The following is a 21,601-nucleotide window of genomic DNA, read 5'->3' as shown; positions in this document are numbered from 1 at the left end:
TTCAATCGAAGTAGTAAATGAAACCTTTTTTGATGGAGGAACATAAAAAAATGAATATCAAAACTGAAAGGCTCGTAATTCGGACATTTGAACCGGAAGATTGGCAGGATGTCTATGCGTACACCTCGAATCCGAGTGTCATGAAATATATACCAGAGGGTGTCTTTACCGAAGAAGAAGCCAGGAAATTCGTTACTGAAAACAGCGGTGAACATGCCGGGAAGTTTCCCGTTTTATTGAAGGATGAGAAAACGGTCATTGGCCACATTGTTTTTTTTCAGTATTTTGGCGATCATACGTATGAAATCGGCTGGGTGTTTCACCCGGAATACCAGGGCAAAGGATATGCTTCAGAGGCGGCGCGCGCCGTGCTGGCATTCGGGTTTAACAAGATGAAATTACACCGGATCATTGCGACATGTCAGCCGGAAAACATGGCTTCGCACCGGGTGATGGAAAAGATCGGGATGAGGCGGGAAGGCTTTTTTAAAAAATGCATCCCCCATGATAATGAATGGTGGGATGAATATTATTATGCCGTTTTAGAAGAAGAGTGGGAAGCCTCCAATCTGGAATAAAAAGGCTTATACCCTTTGCTTTTACAGATAAGTGTGTGCTACACTGTTCGTAACAAATACGAAGGGATGATGGGTGGACAATGATTAACTAATCTTATTTTGACCGTTTGAAATCAAATATTTCAAATCAGAAAAAATAGGATTAGTCTGCCCATTTTCTATACGATACGAGAAAGCTATGTAAAAATAGCTTATTTGATCATGCACAGGTACGGCTAATCCTTCCAAATCAATTGGGAGGATTTTTTTTGTCCTCCCTTTAAAGCGAGGGATTGACATATGAAAGAAATGTTAAAGTTAAGCGGCATCAGTTATGAAATCAACAGCGTTCCCCTTTTTGAACAGATCAGCGCGAGTGTCCAGCAAGGCGACATCATCGGCGTTATCGGTAAAAACGGCGCCGGCAAATCTTTATTGCTGCAATTGATCTGCAATCAAAAAGCGCCGTCACAAGGACAGATCCAGATGATGCAAGATGTGAACATATATATGGTGGAACAAGAAACGGAAGCTTATGATTCCGGCCACCCGGAGCCTGCGGAGGCAGCCTTGTTAGAAAAGTGGAACGTGCCCGCACGCGCCTTTTCGCAATTAAGCGGCGGAGAAAAATTGAAAGCCCGTCTTGCCAAAGGTTTCTCCTCCTCAAGCGGCCTTTTGTTATTAGATGAGCCGACGAACCACCTCGATCAGCACAGTTTAGAAATACTGCTGAATCAGATCAAGAATTACAAAGGCACCATTATATTCGTTTCGCATGATCGTGCTTTTATAGATGCAGCGGCGACAAAAATCTGGGCCATCGAAGGAAAGAAACTCATTGAACATAAAGGGAATTATTCAAGCTATATGGAGGTCCGCAAACAGAGAAGGCTGACACAGCAGCGGGAATATGAGAATCAGCAGCATATGATCAGACGGATTGAAGCTCAAATGAACGAGCTGAGCGCCTGGTCAAAAAAAGCCCACGCCCAATCAACGAAAATAGAAGGCTTTAAAGAATATCACCGCGTAAAAGCAAAACGCACGGACGCCCAGATTAAATCAAAGCAGAAGCGTCTTGAAAAAGAGCTTGAAAAAGCGAAAGCAGAACCGGTTGAAGCAGAGTATGAAGTCCGTTTCTCCATTGAGCACCGTAAAAAAGCGGGAAAGCGTTTTTTAGAAGTAAGTGATGTCACAAAGTCATATGACGGCCGAACGCTTTTTAAAAACGTAAATTTCACTGTGATGCACGGTGAAAAGATCGCGATTACAGGTCCGAACGGCAGCGGGAAAACAACATTATTGAAGGTCATCCTCGGTCAGGAAAAAGCGCAGGGCGGCATATGGATTTCTCCGTCTGCAAACGTCGGATATTTAACCCAGGAAGTATTCGACCTTCCGCTTGATAAAACCCCCGAACAGCTTTTTTACAAAGAAACGTTCGAAGCAAGGGGAAATGTTCAATCCCTCATGAAGCATTTAGGATTTACCGCAGCGCAATGGACGGAACCCATCGGCAAGATGAGCATGGGAGAGCGGGTCAAATGCAAGCTGATGGCGTTTATTCTGGAGGAGAAAGATGTGCTGATTCTGGATGAGCCGACAAACCACCTTGATCTGCCGTCACGCGAGCAGCTTGAAGATACTTTGGCCCGATACGACGGAACGCTCATCATCGTATCGCATGATCGCTACTTTGTCGAAAAGACGACGGACATCCGGCTTGATATCTCAAACGGCAGCGTCCGAAAACAATGGAAAGAATCTCCCTCCGTCAGGGATGATGCTGAAGAACTGCGATTAAAGCTTGAAACCGAACGGCAGGAAGTCCTCGGAAAACTCAGCTTCATGACTCCGGCTGATAAACAATATCGTGAGCTTGATCAAAAATTCAAAGAGCTGACGGAAGAAATCAAGAAATTGAAATGAATGTAAAAACCCGTGATTGTCACGGGTTTTTTTGAAAAGTTCACATATCATGAAGAATAATTTCAAACTGATTTGTACAACCTACGTTCAGATTTATACGAGAAGGTTCAGAAAGAAAGGTTCAGGTGAACGCAGGATGGCCAAACGCATCGGAATTACGGGAAACATTATGGCTGATCAATCCGGCCCTTTCCCGGGTTATAATCGGGCTTATGTCAATAATGATTATATTCAGTCTGTTTCTGAGGCCGGCGGTGTGCCGTTTATATTGCCGGTGATTCAAGAGACGGCGCTTTTAAAGGAACAGGTCTCTCATGTTGACGGCATCATTCTCTCCGGCGGCCAGGATATAGACCCGCTGTTTTACGGCGAAGAACCTTTACAGGCTTTAAGAAAGACCTTTCCTGATCGGGATGCCTACGAGAAGGAGCTGATTCTCACGGCGGTTGCTTTAGAAAAGCCGATTCTGGCCATCTGCCGGGGGATGCATATGTTAAACGTCACTTACGGGGGAACTTTATATCAAGACCTGACACACGCTTCGTTTGCTGACATTAAGCACGATCAAGAAAAAGATCCGCCGTTAAAAACCCATCATGTTTCTTTTGAAAAAGGGACACGTCTCCATTCCTTGTTTGGCGATTCAGCGCGGGTGAATTCATTCCATCACCAGATCATAAAAGAGACGGCGCCTTCGTTTAAAGCCGCGGCTTATGCGAAAGACGGGGCCATAGAAGCGATTGAACGGACGGGTGAATTATTTGTCGTCGGCGTGCAATGGCATCCCGAAATGCTGACAAAAAAGCACGAAGACATGAAAAAGCTTTTTTCTCTGTTCATGAATGCGGTCAGCACATAAAAAAAGCAGATCATAACGATCTGCTTTTTCATTTTATTCTTCCGGTTTCTCCGGTGTTTTGCCTTGTGTCAGCTTATGGCCTTCGATATCCACGTTCGGAATGATTTTATCCAGCCACTTCGGCAAGTACCAGGCCGCATGTCCCATCAGCTTCATGACACTCGGAATGATGGTCATTCTTACAATGAACGCATCGAAAAGAACACCGAAGGTCATTGCCAATCCCATGGATTTGATCGTAGAGTCCCCCGCGAAGATGAATCCCGCAAAGACGAAAATCATGATCAGTCCCGCCGCTGTTACGACAGGTCCGCTATGTTTCAATCCGGCATGGATGGCTTGTACCGGATTTTTTGTTTTGACATATTCTTCTCTCATTCTGCTGACAAGGAATACTTGATAGTCCATCGCCAGCCCGAAAAGAATACCGATGGCTAAAATAGGCAGGAAGGCGAGAATCGGACCTTTTTCCGGAATGCTGAGCAAGCCGGTGAAATTCCCATCCTGCAAAACGAATACCGATAATCCGAGTGTAGCGGTCATCGTCAGCAAAAAGCCGACGACGGCGGCAAGCGGCACGAGAAGCGAGCGGAAAACAACGGTCAGCAATACAAACGCAAACCCGACAATGAGAATGGCGAATTCCGGAATCGCATCATTTAACCGGTCTGAAATATCAATATTCACCGCTGTTGACCCGGTGACGAGCAGGCGGATGCCGTTTTTGTCTGATCGTTTCCGTATATCCTGCACTAACTCTTTCGTTGCCTTATCATTCGGCCCGGTTTCAGGCACTGCCGTAATGATGGCATAATCCCCTTTTTGATTCGGCATGGCAGGTGTGACGCTCGACACATTGTGCAAGTCCTTTATTTCTTTCACGGCGTCTTGAAATGCTTCACTTTTATTCCCCTTGACTCCTTTTGCATCGGCAACAATTGTCAGCTTGCCGTTAAAGCCTTCGCCGAATCCTTTAGACAACAGATCATAGGCGCGGCGGTCCGGGCTGTCTTTCGCTTTCATTCCCGCATCAGGCAGCCCTAGCTCTAAATGCATGGCCGGCAGACTGATGACGGCTAAAAGAATAATGCTGAAAATGCTTAACAGAATAGGCTTCTTTGTAACGAAGCGCCCCCAGGCATTCGTGTCGGCGCTTTTCTTTTCTTTCTTCTTGTTTGATTTCGGAATCATCCGTTTTCCTGCGATTGATAACACCGCAGGCACCAGCGTTACTGATGCCAATACAGCCATCAGCACACTGAGCGCCGCAGTCAATCCCATGGCAGACATGAACGGAATGCCGACAACGGTCAATCCGCAAAGCGCGACGATCACGGTCAGTCCCGCAAAAACGACGGCGCTGCCAGCCGTTCCCGCAGCCTTAGCGATCGATTCATTTTTTTGTACACCTTCGCCCAAAAACTGACGATGCTTCGTAAAGATAAACAGCGCATAATCAATCCCGACGGCCAGGCCGATCATTCCGGATAATGAGAGACTGACCGAGGCTATTGTAAAGACCTGTGTTCCGATTAACGTCAGCGCGACGCTTACGCCTAACCCAATCAGGGCTGTGACAATCGGCAGCCCCGCTATGACTAATGAACCAAACGTAATGGCCAGAACGACGAAAGCCAGCACAACGCCGACAATTTCAGAGGCACCGCCGACTTCAACACCGGCTCCCGGCACATCACCGCTGAGCTCCGTCTGCAGGCCCTTGTCTCCGGCGGCGGACAGACTGTGTTTAATATGTGAAACAGACGCCTCCGTAATGTCATCCGCCGCTTTTTTGTACGTAATATCGGCATATGCCACTGATCCGTCTTTAGAAATGGTTCCTGTCTCAAAAGGACTTGCAATCGAAGCGACTGAATGATCTGTTTTGATCTTCTTTAATGTCTCTTCAATCGCTTGTTTTTCCGGTTTTGACGTCAATTTCTTCCCGTCTTCAGCTCCGAAAATAACCCGTATGCTTCCTTTATCAGGCCCCTTTGAAAATTCTTTTTGAATGATATCCATCGCCTTTTCAGAAGGTGTGTCGGGAATTGACATATCCTCAGAAAAAGCAGGCTTTAACGAGATGGCGATCACAATCGAAGCGATCAATATCACGAGCCACGCAATGATCATTTTGAATCGGTTGCGGGCAGACCATCCCCCTAATTTATATAAAAAACCAGACATCGAATACTCCTCTCCAATCATTACTTTCTGCCTAATTGTAGTTCACATTCACATAAAAAAAACGTACATAGGGGCATGTACGTTTGGGCAGTTTTTCATTATATATTCAGTTTCAGAATGCCTTTTTGCATGGCAATGGTGACGGCTTCCGTCCGCGAATCAGCGCCTAATTTGTTATAAATCGATGTTAATCTCGCTTTTACCGTCCGCTCTGAGATTCCTAAATCGAAGGCGATCGCTTTGCTTTTATGTCCTTTCGCAACGGCTTGCAGAACTATGATTTCCTTGTCCGTCAGCTGTGTTTCATTGGCATTTGCCCGTTCCATTTTCATTTCCCGGAAACGGCGCAAGATGTCCGGCTGCAGAAGCACTTCTCCCCTCACCGCCGCATCCATCGTATGAAATAAGGTTTCTGAGCTTGTGTCCTTCAGCAGATAACCGTTCGCGCCTGATTCGATGCCTTCTATCATCAGATGATCTTCATTATAGGTCGTCAAAATAATGATCGGCACATCAGAATGCTCTTTTATCTGTTTAATGGCTTCCAGCCCGCTCATTTCCGGCATGTACAGATCCATGAGAATGACATCGGGCTTTAGTTCCTCTGCAAGGCGGACGGCGGTTTTCCCGTTTTCCGCCTCTCCCGTTATGGTGTAATGGTCATTTGTTTCTATCAAAAGCTTCAGACCTTCTCTGACGACAAGATGGTCATCTGCTATTAACACTTTATACATGTTCCGCTTCTCCTTGAATTGGTATGATGATCTCAATTTGAGTTCCCGCTGCTCTGGCGCTTGTTATACGGAAAGTGCCATTCATCATATTGACGCGTTCTTGTATCCCAAGCAGCCCGTAATGTCCGCTTTTTCTCATTTCTGTTCCGGCATCAAAGCCTTTCCCGTCATCTTTGACGGTTATGCGGATCTGTCCCTCTTCTTCCTGAACGGACACCCAGACATTCTTGGCTTCTGCATGCTTGGCGGCGTTAGTCAGGCCTTCGCCGATCATGTAATGGCAATTCTCCGCCGTATGAACGTCAAGCACATGATACACGCTGTAATCTAAAAAACAAGACAGCCCGGAGGCTTCTGTAAAATGGTTGATTTGTTCAGTGATGCATTCTTTTAAGAACCCGATCTCTTCTGATTTGCTGCGAAGGTTGTCAATGGCCGAGCGCGCATCAGCCAATGTGCCCTTCACTCTGTCCATTGACTGGCTGATGATGTCTTTCGCTCTGTCAGTGTTACCCTTTGAAAGATGAACATGCACCGCTTCAAGCTGCATATGCAAACTGACCAGCCCTTGCGCAAGTGTATCGTGCAAGTCTCTCGCCATCCGCTGCCTCTCGTTTTGAAGCGTCAGCTGTTTCACTTGCCGGTGAGCGAGCTCTAATTTTTCAAGCGTCATCTGTGTTTTTATTTTTTCATCAACTTGTGCGAAAAATGTTGCCGCATACGTGATAATCACGATCATGATGGGAGCGGCGATAACGATGAAACGAAGCAGATGATGCGGATGCTCCTGGTGCAGGGCTGCTATGGACATTAAAATGAAAAGATAGAGTATGAGCAGCGTTTTGCCCTTATCCGCCATTCCGATAATCTGCCCGATTAAAAAGGCATAGAGACCGATGACCGCCGCGATATAGCCGCCGGTCATCAAGTTAGCCGATGTATATATGATAAATCCCTGTATGATGAAATAAAGAAACGTTTTTTTCTTGACCCAGCGATAGGAATGCCAGTGCAGCACGGCAAAAATGACGATCAATATCGTGAATAACAGCAGCAATAAAACCGTCCAGCTTTCATAAATGTACTGCAAAGAGACTGATGCGGCATATACCATAAAAATAAACGCCAGACCGGGCACCCGAAGCGCAAGCATATGCAATGAGCGTCTGTCACGGGAGACATAGTCTTCTTGATGTTTTGTACCAAACAATCTCTGTCCACTCCCTTTTAGCCGACCGGCCTCACGAGATTTTATTCTATTTGTCATCATACCATAAGTGCCTTCTTCTCACCTTCCCCTTCTGTCCTGCATGGCGGGTGAAAGAAAAAACAGCCTGCGGGATTGTTCGCGGGCTGCTTTTGTTCATATCTTTTTTATGACCTTTCCCGGGTTTCAGCGGTCTGTCTCCCGCGCGGCAAAACCGCCCGCGCATCAGAAAAACGTTCAGGACACCGACAGCCATTCCATGTGAACAAGAGGAAGCGATTGTGCTTCCTCTTTTTTAATGTACCGTCAGATTTCTTCTCTCTTTTTTTATAAACAAAATTTGTAAGACTAGAGCTCTTTTCTCAGGGGAAATTAATTATGTAATTGAGAAGAGGAGGTTTAAAAAACGATTATGGAAAAGCGTGAATTAGCGGCTCACGAGTCGCTGGACTTACATGAAATCATTAACTTCAAGACGCTTTGTGTAGCGAAATCCAAGCTCATGCAAGGGCTTGTGTTTGATCAGGATCTGAAAACGTTAATGGAAAAAGACGTTCAGCAAGCCTCGCAAAACCTTGCTGATCTGCAGGCGGTTTATGAACGGGCATCTTTTCAGGCTCCTGTTCCTCAAAACCGGCCGACTTCGATCATTAATTGAAAGGAAGGTAAGCATCATTGAATCATGACTATTTAGATCCAATCAATTCATTACACGTCCCTGAACTCGCAGATATGACATTCGCAATGGATTTTCTTTTACGGGCAAAAGAAGGCGTCAGAAATACCGCCGTCGCTTTAACAGAAACCGCTTCACCTGATGTAAGAGCTTTGCTGCGCAAACAGCTCATGCAGGGAATCGCGATGCATCAGGAAATTACCGACTTGATGGTCAGCAAAAAGTGGTTTCACCCGCATGATCTGAGCGAACAGTATAAACTGGACCAGCTCTCTGCGAAAAATACCCTCATGGTCGGAAACATGAATCTGTTTCCCGTTGAAACGAACAGAAAAGGGATGTTTGACCGCACACCTGATGAACACTAACACTGGAGGTATTACAGCATGAAGGCCGTAACGTATCAAGGAGTGAAAAACGTCGTAGTCAAAGACGTGCCTGATCCGAAGATTGAAAAACACGATGACATGATTATAAAAGTCACAAGTACGGCAATTTGCGGATCAGATTTACATTTAATCCACGGACTCATTCCGAACTTGCAGGAAGACTATATTATCGGGCATGAACCGATGGGCATTGTGGAAGAAACCGGTCCCGGCGTGACGAAAGTCAAAAAAGGCGACCGCGTCATTATTCCTTTTAATATCGCCTGCGGAGAATGCACTTATTGTAAAAATCACCTGGAAAGCCAATGTGATCAATCAAATGAAAACGGCGATATGGGCGCTTATTTCGGCTATTCAGGGAGTACCGGCGGCTATCCGGGCGGCCAGGCCGAATATTTACGCGTCCCTTTTGCGAACTTCACCCATTTTAAAGTCCCCGAAACATGCGAAGAACCGGATGAGAAATTGAGTGTTATTGCCGATGCGATGACAACCGGTTTTTGGAGCGTTGACAATGCCGGCGTAAAAGCAGGCGATACGGTCATCGTTCTCGGCTGCGGGCCCGTGGGCCTTTTCGCTCAAAAATTCTGCTGGTTAAAGGGAGCGAAACGCGTAATAGCCGTAGACTATGTCAACTACCGTCTCCAGCATGCGAAACGGACGAATAAAGTGGAAATCGTGAACTTCGAAGACCACGAAAATACGGGCAGCTACCTGAAGGAAATCACCAAAGGCGGCGCTGATGTGGTTATTGACGCCGTCGGCATGGACGGAAAAATGACGGATCTGGAGTTCCTCGCCAGCGGATTAAAACTTCAAGGCGGGGCGATGAGCGCATTGGTCATCGCGTCCCAAGCGGTGCGAAAAGGCGGAACGATCCAGATTACGGGTGTGTACGGCGGCAGATACAACGGGTTTCCCCTTGGCGATATCATGCAGCGGAACGTCAATATCCGATCAGGACAAGCTCCGGTTATCCATTATATGCCGTATATGTTTGAACTGGTGTCAACCGGCAAAATTGATCCGGGCGATGTTGTAAGCCATGTCATTCCGCTTAGTGAAGCGAAGCACGGCTATGAGATGTTTGACACGAAAACAGATGATTGTATTAAAGTTGTACTCAAACCTTAAAGAACGGAGGCTACAGAAATGGCCAGCGCCTTACATGAATTACTCGAAATTCAGGAGATGGCTTCTTTTAAGTCACTTTGTCTGACGAAATCCAAAACCATGAAAGCGCTCGTATCCGATCCGCAGCTGAAAGAAATCATGCAGCAGGATGCGGATACATCAACAAGGCAATTGCAGGAATTTGCCTCGATTTTATCTGATGCAAAGCACGAATAGGAGATGAATAACGAATGAATCCGATTATGGAATACTTGACGGGGATGGATGCACTGACAGACCAAATTGTCGCTATGGATTTATTGAATTCGGCAAAAAGCGGAGTCAGAAACTATGCGATGGCAGCGACGGAAGCCGGAACGCCTGAAGTGAAAGCGATCCTCACCCGTCACTTAGAAGAAGCCATCGACATGCACGAGCAAATCTCACGCTATATGATGGAAAAAGGCTGGTATCATCCGTGGAACACAGATGAACAAGTCCGGTTTAATTTACAAAATATTGATACGGCGCTCCGCCTGCCCGTCCTATAAATGTTTTGCTGCTGAGACAGCACCTCTGGCTCAAGCTTCAACGAAACAGCTCTGCAGCTTCTCCAGCCTTTCTTCGGGCTGTTATTGGGGCTTGCAGCGGTGAATGCGTGCGTGGCAGCTGCCGGGCGTTCGCAAATAGAGCAGAGAAGGCAGAACAAATTGTTCTGCCTTTTTAATTATTCACGTAGCTTGAACTCCCTTAAACGCACTCATCACAAGATCATGCACATAGGAATCATTCACCTCATCACCTGTGATCAACAGGCGATAGAAAATCGGTCCGTAAATGAGATCGATGCTTACTTCAATATCAAGATTCTCTCTTAATTCACCTTTCTGAATTCCCTTTTCCAGAAGGCCTTTCGCTTGGAGGCGGCGGGGCTGGAAAAATCGCGTGCGATATTCTTCCGCCAATTTTGCATCCAGCTGTCCCGCACCGATTAATTCCTTAATAACGGTTCCTTCCCGGCTTGTCAAAAACTTTGCTAAATTCGCGGCGTGGATCAATATATCTTGCACTGTTGATCCTGTATCGGGCACAGGCAGTCTGTCCGTAGCGGTCGAAAGAAAGCTGTCCATGATAACGGCAGCCTTGTTTGACCACCATTTATAAATCGTTGCCTTACTCACTTTGGCACGCTCTGCAATTTTATCGACTGTCACCGCGTCAAAGCCATTTTCCAACAATAGGTCATAGGCAGCAGAAAGAATCGCCTTATGTGTTCCTTCATCACGCGGCCGTCCTCGTTTACTCTGCACATGAATCATTCCTTCCCGAATTATAAACGATACGTTCAGTATACTTAACATGATAAAAAAATAAAACAGAAGCCTATTTACAAAACTGAACGTTCAGTATATTATTTACTTATAAAAACTAAACGTACAGTTTAGTAAATACTCAACACTCCGCAAAACCTTAGCACTAAAAATCTATGGAGAGGAGATGAATCAGCAAAATATTTATCAAACCTCATAAAATCATTAAAAAGGAGTTCATTCACATGGCTACGTTAAACAAACAAAAAGCAGATCAGAGAATCTCAACCAGTTTAACCCTTCTTCTCGCAACGGCATGCGGTATCATTGTCGCTAATCTTTATTATGCACAGCCCTTGGCAGGATTCATTAGTGCGGCAATCGGGCTTTCTCCAAGCAGTGCCGGATTGATTGTCACGCTGACTCAAATCGGATACGTTGCCGGCCTACTGTTTCTCGTCCCTTTGGGAGACATTGTCGAAAACAAAAAACTTGTCGTGGTATCGCTCCTTCTAAGCGCAGCCGCTTTGACACTGACAGCATGTGTGAAGCATGGAACACTGTTTTTAGCCGCTGCGTTTTTCATCGGACTGGGATCAATCGCGGCCCAAGTGCTAGTTCCGTTCGCATCATACCTTGCGCCAGACGCCGCACGCGGCCGGGTTGTCGGCAATGTGATGAGCGGCCTGCTGCTCGGTATTATGCTTTCACGTCCGATATCCAGCCTGGTCGCTGATATATGGGGGTGGAATGCCATATTTGCTTTATCCGCCGCGTTAAGTGTTGTCCTGGCAATCGTCTTATCAAAAGTGCTTCCTGCCAGAAAACCAACAGCAAACACAAGCTACACCGTCTTACTCGGTTCAATGTGGAAGCTGCTGCGCACGACTCCGGTCTTACGCCGCCGTGCCATTTATCATGCGTTTGTATTTGGAGCTTTCAGCTTATTCTGGACGACTGTACCTTTACTATTGTCCGGTCCTGCTTTTCATTTTTCTCAAAAGGCAATCGCGCTGTATGCATTAGCTGGCATTGCGGGTGCAGCGGCTGCACCGATAGGCGGCCGTCTGGCTGATCGCGGCTTGACCCGGCTTGCCACCGGAATCGCTCTCGGTGTTGTCATCGTTTCTTTATTACTCCCGCTCATGATTCAGACCAGCTCCCCCGTCGGAATAGCAGTTCTGGTGGCCGCAGCTATCCTGTTGGATATGGGGGTATCTGCCAATCTCGTACTCAGTCAGCGTGCCATTTTTTCGTTGGCACCTGAATTCCGCAGCCGATTAAACGGATTATTCATGGCAATCTTCTTTCTGGGCGGCGCTATAGGATCATCAATCGGAGGATGGGCATACGCCTCAGGCGGGTGGAGTATCACATTATGGATTGGAATTGCTTTTCCGGTCATAGCATTGCTTTATTTCACCACGGAGAAATAAGCCTTTCACCAAAAATAAGCCGTCAGGACCAAGCTGACAGCTTTTTTTGGGGTGTATTCTTCTTTACATCCATCCGAACAAAACATCCGGATTCATGAAAAGATGATATTGATTCTTTACGCCCCGCTCATATAGACGGGCGCATGCCCGCTGCCGATTCTTTCAGCAGCGATAAAACCATGTCATAATATGTTTAGAAATAATTGTCCATAGGCAGGTGAAACACATGAAGAAGTATTTATATAAACACCTTTTTTTAGCTCTCGTTTCGTCCGTTTGCTTTTTATTGGTCTTTTATGTGGGTTTAAAAATGACACAGGAAGACATACCCCCGTTGTCTTCTTACCCGTTTTACCTTTTTATTTATCTTTACATAGCAGCCGGATATTTGACGGTCGGCCTTGTTTCAGCCTGTATGACTGATATCTTGAAAAACCGCTGGACATTGAATAAAACGTCTTCCATTCTATTGAAACTTATCGTTTACTTACTCATACCGTATGCTATTTTTCATTCTTTCTTCATTTTAATGGCGCCTTTGATTTATGTGCTGTTCGAGTCGTTATTCATCCTGAGAAAAGCTTCATAATCAGAAAAAAACATACCGCATGCTGCCGGTATGTTTTTAACATGCTTGTCAGTTTTTTGCGGTGATCCGTTTGATGTTTTCTTCCATCAAGCCGGAAATGAGCTGTTCGTTTGTATGAGGAATCTGTTTGAGCTGTTGTACGACCAGCCCTTGTCTTGCGGCTGAATGATTTTGACTAAGCTTCGCCTGTCCCTCTATTTTGTTGATTTTGATTTTAAAACCTTTTACCCCTTTGTTCATGCCTTCCAGCAATTTCGCATCGACATCCTCTAATTTGTACGGGCTGTCGGGGCTTTCGTATTTCAATACGAGATCACTCATCGACTGCACGGTTTCTTCCTCATCCAAAAGCTCCGCCTCTCCGTAAACATGAACCGCCACATAATTCCATGTGGGAACAGCCTGATTCGTCTCATACCATTTAGGCGAGATATAACAATGAGGCCCTTGAAAAACGGCTAATACGTTTTGGCCATCAATCTCTTTCCATTGGGGGTTCGGCAATGCAAAATGACCGTATAAGCATTCGTTACCCTTACTCATCATCAATGGCAGGTGGGTTGCATACGGCATGCCCCCCGCCGTTGAAAACAATGCTGCGAAACCATACTCTTTGATTACATCGCACGCTTCAGCTTCACTCAGCTGAAATGGAGCCGGAATATACATACAAAACTCTCCTCTCTGAACATGGATTGATAAAGCGCTTTCCGCTATAATAAAATATCAACTGACATTTAAAAAGATACAGTTTCAAATAAATACACATGTCAGAGGAGAACATCTGATGAAAAATTTGATTTTCGCTTTCAGAAGCGGCACCCCGAAATACAAACAAATTTACGAGCAATTTAAAACATTGATTGAGCAAGGAAATATTCAGGCAGGTGAGCGGCTGCCATCCATTCGCGAGCTGGCGGATTCCCTGCGGGTAAGCCGCAATACAACGCTGATGGCTTATGATCTTCTTTTAGCGGAGGGATACATTCGCGGAGAAACACGCAAAGGTTATTTTGCAAATGAAATAGAACCCTCTTTATTTCAACAAGAACATGATGTTGTTTACGCTGAGAAAACCGAATCAGCTCAGCCGGCCCTGATTGATTTTCGCGCCGGAGCCGTCGATCAAAAGCATTTTCCTCTGAAAACATGGAGAAAATTATACAATCAAGTTTTGGCATCAGAGAAAAGCTTTCTGTACGGTGAACCGTTCGGCGAGAGAAACCTGCGTGAACAAATTGCCGCTTATCTCTTGGAATCACGCGGAGTGAAAACAGATGCGGATTCGGTTATCATCGGCAGCAGCACCCAGCAGATGCTGATATATCTCAGCCGGATTCTGAAAGAGGATTTTTCCGGAATTATCGTTGAAGACCCTGGGTTTGACGGGGCCAGAGCGGCATTTCAATTTCACGGGCTATCTCTGGAAACGATGCCTGTCTATGAAAACGGAGCTGATTTTTCTCAATTGCATGCAATGAAAGAAAAATTAATCTATGTGACCCCATCCCATCACAGCCCTTACGGCGTAAGCATGTCCATTCAGCAGCGCCAAACACTGATCAATTGGGTGAATCATAGAGAGGGTTATATTCTTGAAGATGATTATGACAGTGAATTCCGTTATACACAGCAGCCGTTTCCCGCTCTTGCTTCCATTCAATCAGACCGGGTGATTTATTTAGGGAATTTCTCAAAATCCTTTCTACCGGGCATCCGCATAAGCTATATGGTTTTGCCGCAGCGCCTTTTGCACCGGTATAAAAAACGGTTTATTCATTTCGAAAGCACCGCTTCTTCGCTTAACCAGCTGACCATGGCTGAATTGATGAAAGCCGGTGAATGGACCCGCCATATTAAGCGCATGCGCACTGTCTACAGGCGTAAGATGCAGCACTTGACTTCACATATCAAGCAGCAGTTCGGCGATCAGGTGACGATCATCGGCGAGCAGTCGGGATTGTATATATTGATAAGAGTTCACCTGAACTATACAGAAGAAACATTAATCGAACGCGCTTTTCAGTACGGAGTGAAGGTATATCCTACCGCCGTTTATTTCGTTGCCGGAAAGCCTGAACCGCCGATCATAAAGTTAGGTTTCGCCCATCTCGATACGGATCAGATCACACAGGGCGTACAGCTTTTGAGAAATGCTTGGCTGTCATGAAAGAAAAAAGGCGCCGAACGGCGCCTTTTTTTATCTTTTATTTCGTATTTCTTGTGAATTTCGGCAGTCCAAACATAATGGCGGCGATGCCGCAGATTCCGATTAAAACGGGATAGAAAGAGTATGGCAGGATGCTGACGGGTGAAATATTCCCGAATTTCCCGGCTGATAACAGCTGCGCGCCGTAAGGAATCAATCCTTGTATCATACACGAAAAGATATCCAGAATACTTGCCGATTTTCTGTTGTCGATGTTGAATTTATCAGCGATATTCTTTGCAATCGGCCCGGCTGCGATAATGGAGATCGTATTATTGGCCGCAGCCAGATTCGTCACGCTGACCAGTCCGGCAATGCCGGCTTCGGCGCCTTTTTTTGAACGGATTCGTTTCGTGATAAATTCCAGTAAAAAGTCGATCCCGCCGTTTTGTTTCATTACGCCAACCATCCCGCCGATCAGCATGGACAGGATGATCAGATCGCTCATTCCGGCGATTCCATCCGTAATCGCCTTAAAATAAGAGTCAAACGTCAGGCTGCCGCCCGCCAATCCGATGATCCCCGTCAAAACCAATCCGCCGAATATGACAGCCATCACATTAAAACCGATTAACGCAAAAACTAACACGGCGACATAAGGAAGCACCTTAATCCAGCTGTAAGATGCAGCGCCCGCATGGCCCGCGTGGCCTGCCGGAATAAAAAATAAGATAATAACCGTTAAAATAGCAGCGGGCAAAACAATCAGGAAGTTCGTTTTGAATTTATCCATCATTTGTGTTTTTTGCGTCCGGACTGACGCGATGGTCGTATCGGAAATAAAAGAAAGATTATCTCCGAACATAGCTCCGCCGACCACAGCTGCCATTGTAATCGCGCCGGAGATGCCAAGCTCTCCGCTCAGACCCGCGCTGATCGGCGCAACCGCCGCAATCGTACCCATTGATGTTCCCATCGATATAGAAATAAAACAAGCAATGATAAACAGCCCCGGCAGCAAAAACTGCTGCGGAATTATGCTCAAAGCAAGATTGACAGTTGAATGCACCGCTCCCATCGCCTCAGCCGCTGAAGCAAAGGCACCTGCCAATATAAAAATCATAACCATAATGATAATATCAGGATGTCCCGCACCGGAAGCGAACCATTCTATTTTTTGATTGAGCGATTTCTTCCGGTTAAATAACAGCGCAAAAGCTGACGCAATGATCGCGGCAATCAAGATCGGCAATTTATAAAAATCTCCGGTCACCAGACCAGAGCCGACAAAAAGCCCTACGAATAAGACTAAAGGCAATAACGCCCAAGGATTCTTATGATTGTTCATCTGGGTAAACCACCTCTTTTCAGCATTAAAGTCGCTAATCACAGTCTAAGCAACATTTCACACTTTAAAAGTCTGCAGTAAAAAAGTCAAGCTGAAAAAAGGATAAGTAATGATTGATAAGATAGAAAAAGCTGTTTTGTTTCCTCTCTTTAGAAAATAAAAAAACCAAGGCTCGTTTCCCTTGGTACATTTCATGCGGCCCGGCGCCCGGGACACCTTCTCTTCATTCAGAAATACATTCAGCTTTCAATCTGTTTTTAAGTTTCGCTTCATTTTCAAGGATATCTTCGTAATCCTCAATCTTCCTGTTTAATCGTTTTATAGTTTCATCAATTTCCCTCTGTTTCTCCGTCAGCCTTTTCCTTTCATTTATAAGGATGTTTTTTCGGGGTTCGATCGTATGATCGGCTCCTTCAATAAATAAAGCGGTATATTCAATCAGCGCCTCAATCGACAGCCCGGCACTTCTCATGCATTTTATAAATTGAATCCAATTCACATCATCTTCGTCATAATCGCGGATGCCGCTTTCATCGCGTTTTACCGGAGGAATCAGTCCTATACTTTCATAATACCTAAGCGTCGCGGCTGATAACTCAACCTGCTTTGCAGCCTGCGCAATCTTCATATTCTTACCACCCATCCTTCATACCTTTCATAAGCGTGCCATTATAGAATATCATTTCATAGAAAAATAAACCAAACCCCTTGACTTAAAGTCCGCTTTAACATTTAAAGTAAAACCGAACAGAGGATTCATCACTTTATCTTGGAAAGGAAGATAACCATGTGCAATAATCATCCGACTCGTGTATTAAGCGCTCCGCATGCAAAAGCTAAATTTGAGCGGACGACGATTGAGAGAAGAGCATTACGGCCGCACGATATCCTGATTGATATTAAGTACAGCGGGATTTGTCACTCAGACATCCACAGCGCATTCGATGAATGGGGCGGCGGAATCTTTCCGATGGTTCCCGGCCATGAAATTGCCGGAGTTGTGGAAGCCGTAGGTGAAGAAGTCACCACATTTGCCGCCGGCGACCGTGTGGGTGTCGGCTGTTTTGTAGACTCCTGCGGGGAATGTGAATACTGCCTGAACGGAGACGAACAATATTGCACAAAAGGCGTTGTTCAGACCTATAATAACCTGGACTACGACGGAAATCCTACGTACGGAGGCTACAGCCAGAAAATAGTTGTCACTGACAGATTCGTTGTCCGTATTCCCGATCAGCTGGATTTGGATGCTGCCAGTCCGCTATTGTGCGCGGGCATTACCACCTATTCTCCGCTGAAACACTGGAATGCCGGTCCCGGCAAAAAAGTGGCGATTGTCGGAATGGGCGGGCTCGGACATTTAGCCGTTCAATTCGCGCACGCTTTAGGCGCAGAGGTCACCGTCCTCAGCCGCTCAATGAACAAAAAAGACGAAGCGCTTGAATTTGGAGCTGATCATTACTTTGCGACAAGCGATCCGAATACATTCACTGAGCTGGCCGGACGATTTGATCTTATTTTAAATACAGTATCCGCGAACCTTGACGTAGATGCCTACTTATCCCTGCTTCGCATTGACGGTACATTGGTAAATGTGGGAGCGCCCGCTAAGCCGGACTCATACAGTGTGTTCTCCTTAATCACGGGCCGCCGCAGCATTGCGGGTTCACTCGTCGGCGGTATTCCGCAGACTCAGGAGATGCTTGATTTCGCCGCCGAGCACGGCATTGCTCCTAAAATTGAAGTGATACCGGCCGATCAAGTTGACGAAGCGTACGATCGGGTTCTCCAAAGCGATGTCCGCTACCGTTTCGTCATTGATATTGCAACTTTATAATTCTCATAAAAAACATACCAATATCTATTGGTATGTTTTTTTCAGCGCAGATTATTTTTTATTTGAGCAGCCATCCGGGCACCGCTTTGATATAAACCAATTCGCCGATCAGCTCAACAATCGTCTGTGTGACGATAACAGCAGCGGCTAATGAGGCCCAAGCATCCGGCAGAGCCAGCGCTAACGGAAGGACTGCGAGAGAATTCCTTGTGCCCGTGCTGAAGATCAATGCTCTTCCTTCACCTGTATTCAGACGGAACGCATATGCGATAAAACGGGAGACAAACGGCATAATGAGCAGGAATAGCAGATAGATCGGAATCACACGTATAATGATGTCAGCATCATTGATGACTTTGCCGATTTGTGTGGCGACGACCGCCAGTAAGACCAGAGCCATAAAAGGAACAGGCAGCCACGCCGTCCATTCCAACACCTTTTCTCCCGCCGGCTTCTTATCAGCCCATAGTTGAGTCATCACCGCCGCCAGCAGCGGCACCGCTATTAACAATAAGAATGCTTCCAGAAACGGTCCCGCATGAACAGTCCCTATTACTTCTTTCCCGATAAACAGCCACAGGTATAACGGAAGCAATGCCATCTGAACGGCGAACAAAACCGGCGTGGAAGCCAGTATTAATCTCTCATTTCCTTTGCCGAGCTGAGTAAAGACGATGACGTAATCAATACAAGGTGTAAGCAATACCAAACAAACCCCTGATAATATAGGAGGAGATTGAGGAAAAATAGCGGTTAACACCCATACAACGACAGGTACAGCTAAGAAATTACCGATCAGTAAAGCCGCCATAAACTTAAGATTTGACATGGCTTCCCTCAGCTTCAAGAATGGAATTTGGGCAAACATGGCATACATGAGAACAGCGATAAGCGGTGATATCGTCCATCCCCAGCGAAGTCCTGAATCTTTCCCGGCGATCCCCGCTATTCCGCCGATCACAAGAGTCACACCATATATCCAAATTTGCTGTTTTTCTAATGTCTCTCTGGTTATTTTCATTGGCTGACACCTCTTCTCCGCCCATTATACCTTCTTTTCTGCCGCTCTTGCATTAAGGTCCTGCCGGAATTAAAAAACACCAAGGGTCTGTGACACTTGGTGTTATTGGAACGCGGCCGAGAGATACGGGTTGAGAACCGTTAATTCTTGTAAATAACCCCCAAAAAGTATTTTTGGCGTACTGTTCCTTATCGAATAAAAGCATTCTCTTTCATTTCCAAAGCATCATCCAGCCATCTCGGGTGCATCGGCAAGAGATGTTCAGGTAATTCATGGATATCAAAATATCTGATTTCCATGGCTTCCTCTGTGGACTCTTTCAAAGTGCCGCCGATGACGTCACATTGAAAACAATTGGTAATAAAATGGCTGACTCTGCCGTCAGGGTATATAAAGGTTTGTGAACTCGGATCAGAATAAACGCCTATCATTTTAGAGACTTTCACCACTAATCCAGTTTCCTCCTCTATTTCTCTTATAATTGCTTGTTCAACTGTTTCACCAGGTTCCACATGGCCTGAAGGAATGCCCCATAAACCATTATCAGCACGCTTCATTAATAAAACGGAACTTGATTCTTTCATTATAATTCCAGCGACTCCGGCTTTCACTTGTTCTGTCCATTGGAAATCCGGTTTTTTCCGTACTTCTGCCTTTATTTCATTATCGAACAAGTCTTTCAGATCGCGGATCACAACATCCGGATTTCTAAAATCATGTTTTGCAGGAAATAAAGTATGTTGATCAGAAACTAATACGGAAGTTATGCCTATTTGGTTTGCTCCGACAATATCTGTTTCAGGCGTATCCCCGATCATAACGCATCTCTCTTTATCCTCAAAAGGCTCGAGTACTTTTTCAAATATTGAAGACGCCGGTTTTCCAATTATCATCGGCTCTTTAGCAGCTGCTGTTTTAACAGCCGCGACTATAGCGCCTGTCGCGGGAGCTGGTCCGTTAGCGGCAGGAAATGTTTTATCCCCGTTTGCAGCGATAAATGAAGCTCCGCAGCGGATGAGGTTTACTGCCTTATGCACATCCTGAAATGTAATATTTTGATCCCATCCAATGACAACAGCCTCCGCCTGATCTTCCGTAAGATCAATACCGGCCTTTTGAATTTCACTTTTAAGTTGGTCATTTCCCAATATATATGCCTTCTTTATTCCTTCACTGACAAGGTAATCAGCTGTTGCCCACCCCGCAGTAAACACTTCACCAATACTTGCTGAAATCCCCAGTTTATGAAGGCGTTTCACAATCGTTTCTCTTGTAACACAAGGATCATTCGTTAAAAAGCGAATGGCTTTCTTTTCTTCACGGAGTCGTTTTAAAGAGGCCACAGCTCCTGGTAAAGCTTTATCTCCTATATATATCACTCCGTCTAAATCAAATAAAAATACATCATAATTCTTGGAAATCATCGTAACACTCCTTAAGCGGTTGTCTCTTGGTTAATAGTTGAGCGATACGCAAAATGATTTGTAGGGCCTTGTCCTTTCCCGATTCCTAAGGGATGTTTAATGGCTGCTGAAATGAATTCCTTTCCAGTTGCCACTGATTCCGGTATGCTGTGCTGCTTTGCCAGCTCTGCAGTTATCACAGCTGAAAATGTACATCCTGTTCCATGAGTATGCTTTGTATCAAAGCGGGGAGAAACAAATTCCTCGAAGTCCTCGTCAAAGTACAAAATATCACGGGCTTCTCCGTTCAGGTGCCCCCCTTTTACGACAGCACTTTTCGCCCCGTATACCTCCACTATTTCTTTCGCCGCATCACGCATCTGCTGTACAGTCTCGATTGATTTGCCGATGATTACTTCCGCTTCCGGAATGTTCGGTGTAATAACAGTTGTTTGGGGTATTAATAATTTCTTCAAATGATCAATGGCGTCCTTATGGAGCAGATGATGTCCGCTTTTAGCAATCATAACCGGATCCATCACATACGATTGAATATTTGCGTCTTTTAACTTTTCTGCCAGCAATTCAATAATTCCTATACTTGCAAGCATACCGGTTTTGACAGCATCCGGTTTTATATCATCCATGACACAGTCTATTTGCTGAGATATATTCTGAAGAGACATCTCCTCAAAACTTTTCACACCAAGTGTGTTTTGTGCAACAACTGATGTAATAACAGCCATTCCATATACCTTTTGTTCCTGAAATGTTTTTAAATCCGCATGAATTCCCGCCCCTCCGGAAGGATCAGTCCCAGCAATCGAAAGCGCTTTATAAATATCCGTCAACTTACA

The 21,601-nt window shown here is 45.5% G+C and carries 22 protein-coding genes and 1 pseudogene; 13 read left to right on the top strand and 10 right to left on the bottom strand.

Features of this window, described 5'->3' with window-relative positions; all coding sequences use genetic code 11:
- Positions 1 to 50: 50 nt before the first annotated feature.
- The 3 genes from ACWJJX_RS16570 to ACWJJX_RS16560 all read left to right on the top strand — a co-directional run bounded on the left by ACWJJX_RS16570 (position 51) and on the right by ACWJJX_RS16560 (position 3,345).
- Positions 51 to 578, top strand: a complete 528-nt coding sequence (locus ACWJJX_RS16570) for a GNAT family N-acetyltransferase (RefSeq protein WP_276123258.1) — start codon at positions 51 to 53, stop codon at positions 576 to 578.
- A 279-nt stretch (positions 579 to 857) separates the two neighbouring features.
- Complete coding sequence (gene abc-f, locus ACWJJX_RS16565; RefSeq protein WP_101562770.1) at positions 858 to 2,486, top strand: ribosomal protection-like ABC-F family protein; 1,629 nt, start codon at positions 858 to 860, stop codon at positions 2,484 to 2,486.
- Between the two features lie 136 nt (positions 2,487 to 2,622).
- Positions 2,623 to 3,345, top strand: coding sequence for a gamma-glutamyl-gamma-aminobutyrate hydrolase family protein (locus ACWJJX_RS16560; RefSeq protein WP_029326195.1), 723 nt, complete (start codon positions 2,623 to 2,625; stop codon positions 3,343 to 3,345).
- A gap of 33 nt (positions 3,346 to 3,378) precedes the next feature.
- Here the strand turns inward: ACWJJX_RS16560 and ACWJJX_RS16555 are convergent, their stop codons facing one another.
- The 3 genes from ACWJJX_RS16555 to ACWJJX_RS16545 form a co-directional block, all read right to left on the bottom strand.
- Positions 3,379 to 5,532, bottom strand: a complete 2,154-nt coding sequence (locus tag ACWJJX_RS16555) for an MMPL family transporter (RefSeq protein ID WP_326375115.1) — start codon at positions 5,530 to 5,532, stop codon at positions 3,379 to 3,381.
- Between the two features lie 98 nt (positions 5,533 to 5,630).
- Complete coding sequence (locus tag ACWJJX_RS16550) at positions 5,631 to 6,266, bottom strand: response regulator transcription factor (protein ID WP_014304442.1); 636 nt, start codon at positions 6,264 to 6,266, stop codon at positions 5,631 to 5,633.
- Complete coding sequence (locus ACWJJX_RS16545) at positions 6,259 to 7,419, bottom strand: sensor histidine kinase (protein ID WP_181445539.1); 1,161 nt, start codon at positions 7,417 to 7,419, stop codon at positions 6,259 to 6,261. Before ACWJJX_RS16545 ends, ACWJJX_RS16550 begins: the two co-directional genes overlap by 8 nt.
- A gap of 466 nt (positions 7,420 to 7,885) precedes the next feature.
- On the opposite strand from ACWJJX_RS16545, the gene ACWJJX_RS16540 reads away from it, so the two are divergent.
- From ACWJJX_RS16540 to ACWJJX_RS16515, 6 genes and pseudogenes are all read left to right on the top strand, one after another.
- Positions 7,886 to 8,131, top strand: coding sequence for a spore gernimation protein GerQ (locus ACWJJX_RS16540; RefSeq protein ID WP_070081430.1), 246 nt, complete (start codon positions 7,886 to 7,888; stop codon positions 8,129 to 8,131).
- A gap of 17 nt (positions 8,132 to 8,148) precedes the next feature.
- On the top strand, positions 8,149 to 8,517 hold the full coding sequence (locus ACWJJX_RS16535) for a spore coat protein (protein WP_070081429.1): 369 nt from the start codon (positions 8,149 to 8,151) through the stop codon (positions 8,515 to 8,517).
- 18 nt (positions 8,518 to 8,535) lie between these two features.
- Positions 8,536 to 9,672, top strand: a complete 1,137-nt coding sequence (locus ACWJJX_RS16530; RefSeq protein ID WP_003156072.1) for a zinc-dependent alcohol dehydrogenase — start codon at positions 8,536 to 8,538, stop codon at positions 9,670 to 9,672.
- An 18-nt stretch (positions 9,673 to 9,690) separates the two neighbouring features.
- A complete protein-coding gene (locus tag ACWJJX_RS16525) occupies positions 9,691 to 9,888 on the top strand; it encodes a hypothetical protein (protein ID WP_003156073.1) in 198 nt (65 codons plus the stop codon).
- A 14-nt stretch (positions 9,889 to 9,902) separates the two neighbouring features.
- A complete protein-coding gene (locus ACWJJX_RS16520; protein ID WP_016937108.1) occupies positions 9,903 to 10,202 on the top strand; it encodes a spore coat protein in 300 nt (99 codons plus the stop codon).
- Between the two features lie 51 nt (positions 10,203 to 10,253).
- A pseudogene (locus ACWJJX_RS16515) lies at positions 10,254 to 10,331 on the top strand (hypothetical protein); the annotation flags it as partial.
- 51 nt (positions 10,332 to 10,382) lie between these two features.
- Here the strand turns inward: ACWJJX_RS16515 and ACWJJX_RS16510 are convergent.
- Positions 10,383 to 10,961, bottom strand: a complete 579-nt coding sequence (locus ACWJJX_RS16510; protein ID WP_102422381.1) for a TetR/AcrR family transcriptional regulator — start codon at positions 10,959 to 10,961, stop codon at positions 10,383 to 10,385.
- Between the two features lie 245 nt (positions 10,962 to 11,206).
- Here ACWJJX_RS16510 and ACWJJX_RS16505 point away from each other — a divergent pair, with 245 nt between their 5' ends.
- Both ACWJJX_RS16505 and ACWJJX_RS16500 read left to right on the top strand, forming a co-directional pair.
- On the top strand, positions 11,207 to 12,397 hold the full coding sequence (locus ACWJJX_RS16505; RefSeq protein ID WP_046559377.1) for an MFS transporter: 1,191 nt from the start codon (positions 11,207 to 11,209) through the stop codon (positions 12,395 to 12,397).
- 226 nt (positions 12,398 to 12,623) lie between these two features.
- Positions 12,624 to 12,986 (top strand): hypothetical protein, encoded by a 363-nt coding sequence (locus ACWJJX_RS16500; RefSeq protein WP_454023125.1) that lies wholly within the window; start codon positions 12,624 to 12,626, stop codon positions 12,984 to 12,986.
- 48 nt (positions 12,987 to 13,034) lie between these two features.
- On the opposite strand, the gene ACWJJX_RS16495 is transcribed toward ACWJJX_RS16500, so the two are convergent.
- Positions 13,035 to 13,655: an FMN-binding negative transcriptional regulator gene (locus ACWJJX_RS16495; RefSeq protein ID WP_003156081.1), complete on the bottom strand. Its 621-nt coding sequence runs from the start codon at positions 13,653 to 13,655 to the stop codon at positions 13,035 to 13,037.
- 118 nt (positions 13,656 to 13,773) lie between these two features.
- On the opposite strand from ACWJJX_RS16495, the gene pdxR reads away from it, so the two are divergent.
- Entirely contained in the window at positions 13,774 to 15,156 is a 1,383-nt protein-coding gene (pdxR, locus tag ACWJJX_RS16490) for a MocR-like pyridoxine biosynthesis transcription factor PdxR (protein WP_454023124.1), read from the top strand.
- A gap of 37 nt (positions 15,157 to 15,193) precedes the next feature.
- On the opposite strand, the gene ACWJJX_RS16485 is transcribed toward pdxR, so the two are convergent.
- Positions 15,194 to 16,483, bottom strand: a complete 1,290-nt coding sequence (locus tag ACWJJX_RS16485; RefSeq protein ID WP_454023123.1) for a Na+/H+ antiporter NhaC family protein — start codon at positions 16,481 to 16,483, stop codon at positions 15,194 to 15,196.
- A 223-nt stretch (positions 16,484 to 16,706) separates the two neighbouring features.
- A complete protein-coding gene (locus tag ACWJJX_RS16480; protein WP_007409338.1) occupies positions 16,707 to 17,111 on the bottom strand; it encodes a MerR family transcriptional regulator in 405 nt (134 codons plus the stop codon).
- 159 nt (positions 17,112 to 17,270) lie between these two features.
- Here ACWJJX_RS16480 and ACWJJX_RS16475 point away from each other — a divergent pair, with 159 nt between their 5' ends.
- Positions 17,271 to 18,320 carry an NAD(P)-dependent alcohol dehydrogenase gene (locus ACWJJX_RS16475; protein WP_128574460.1) on the top strand — a complete coding sequence of 350 codons (1,050 nt, stop codon included), beginning with the start codon at positions 17,271 to 17,273 and terminating at the stop codon, positions 18,318 to 18,320.
- Between the two features lie 58 nt (positions 18,321 to 18,378).
- On the opposite strand, the gene ACWJJX_RS16470 is transcribed toward ACWJJX_RS16475, so the two are convergent.
- From ACWJJX_RS16470 to thiD, 3 genes are all read right to left on the bottom strand, one after another.
- Positions 18,379 to 19,341, bottom strand: coding sequence for an arsenic resistance protein (locus tag ACWJJX_RS16470; protein ID WP_060675337.1), 963 nt, complete (start codon positions 19,339 to 19,341; stop codon positions 18,379 to 18,381).
- A 188-nt stretch (positions 19,342 to 19,529) separates the two neighbouring features.
- On the bottom strand, positions 19,530 to 20,765 hold the full coding sequence (locus tag ACWJJX_RS16465; protein ID WP_326375111.1) for an HAD-IIA family hydrolase: 1,236 nt from the start codon (positions 20,763 to 20,765) through the stop codon (positions 19,530 to 19,532).
- Positions 20,766 to 20,776: 11 nt separating this feature from the next.
- Positions 20,777 to 21,595 (bottom strand): bifunctional hydroxymethylpyrimidine kinase/phosphomethylpyrimidine kinase, encoded by an 819-nt coding sequence (gene thiD, locus ACWJJX_RS16460; RefSeq protein WP_014417014.1) that lies wholly within the window; start codon positions 21,593 to 21,595, stop codon positions 20,777 to 20,779.
- Between the last annotated feature and the right edge of the window lie 6 nt (positions 21,596 to 21,601).

The organism is Bacillus sp. YH3-2-B2, from assembly GCF_053663335.1.
The sequence above is the reverse complement of the archived record's forward strand: the minus strand, read 5'-3'. Positions and strand labels throughout refer to the sequence as shown.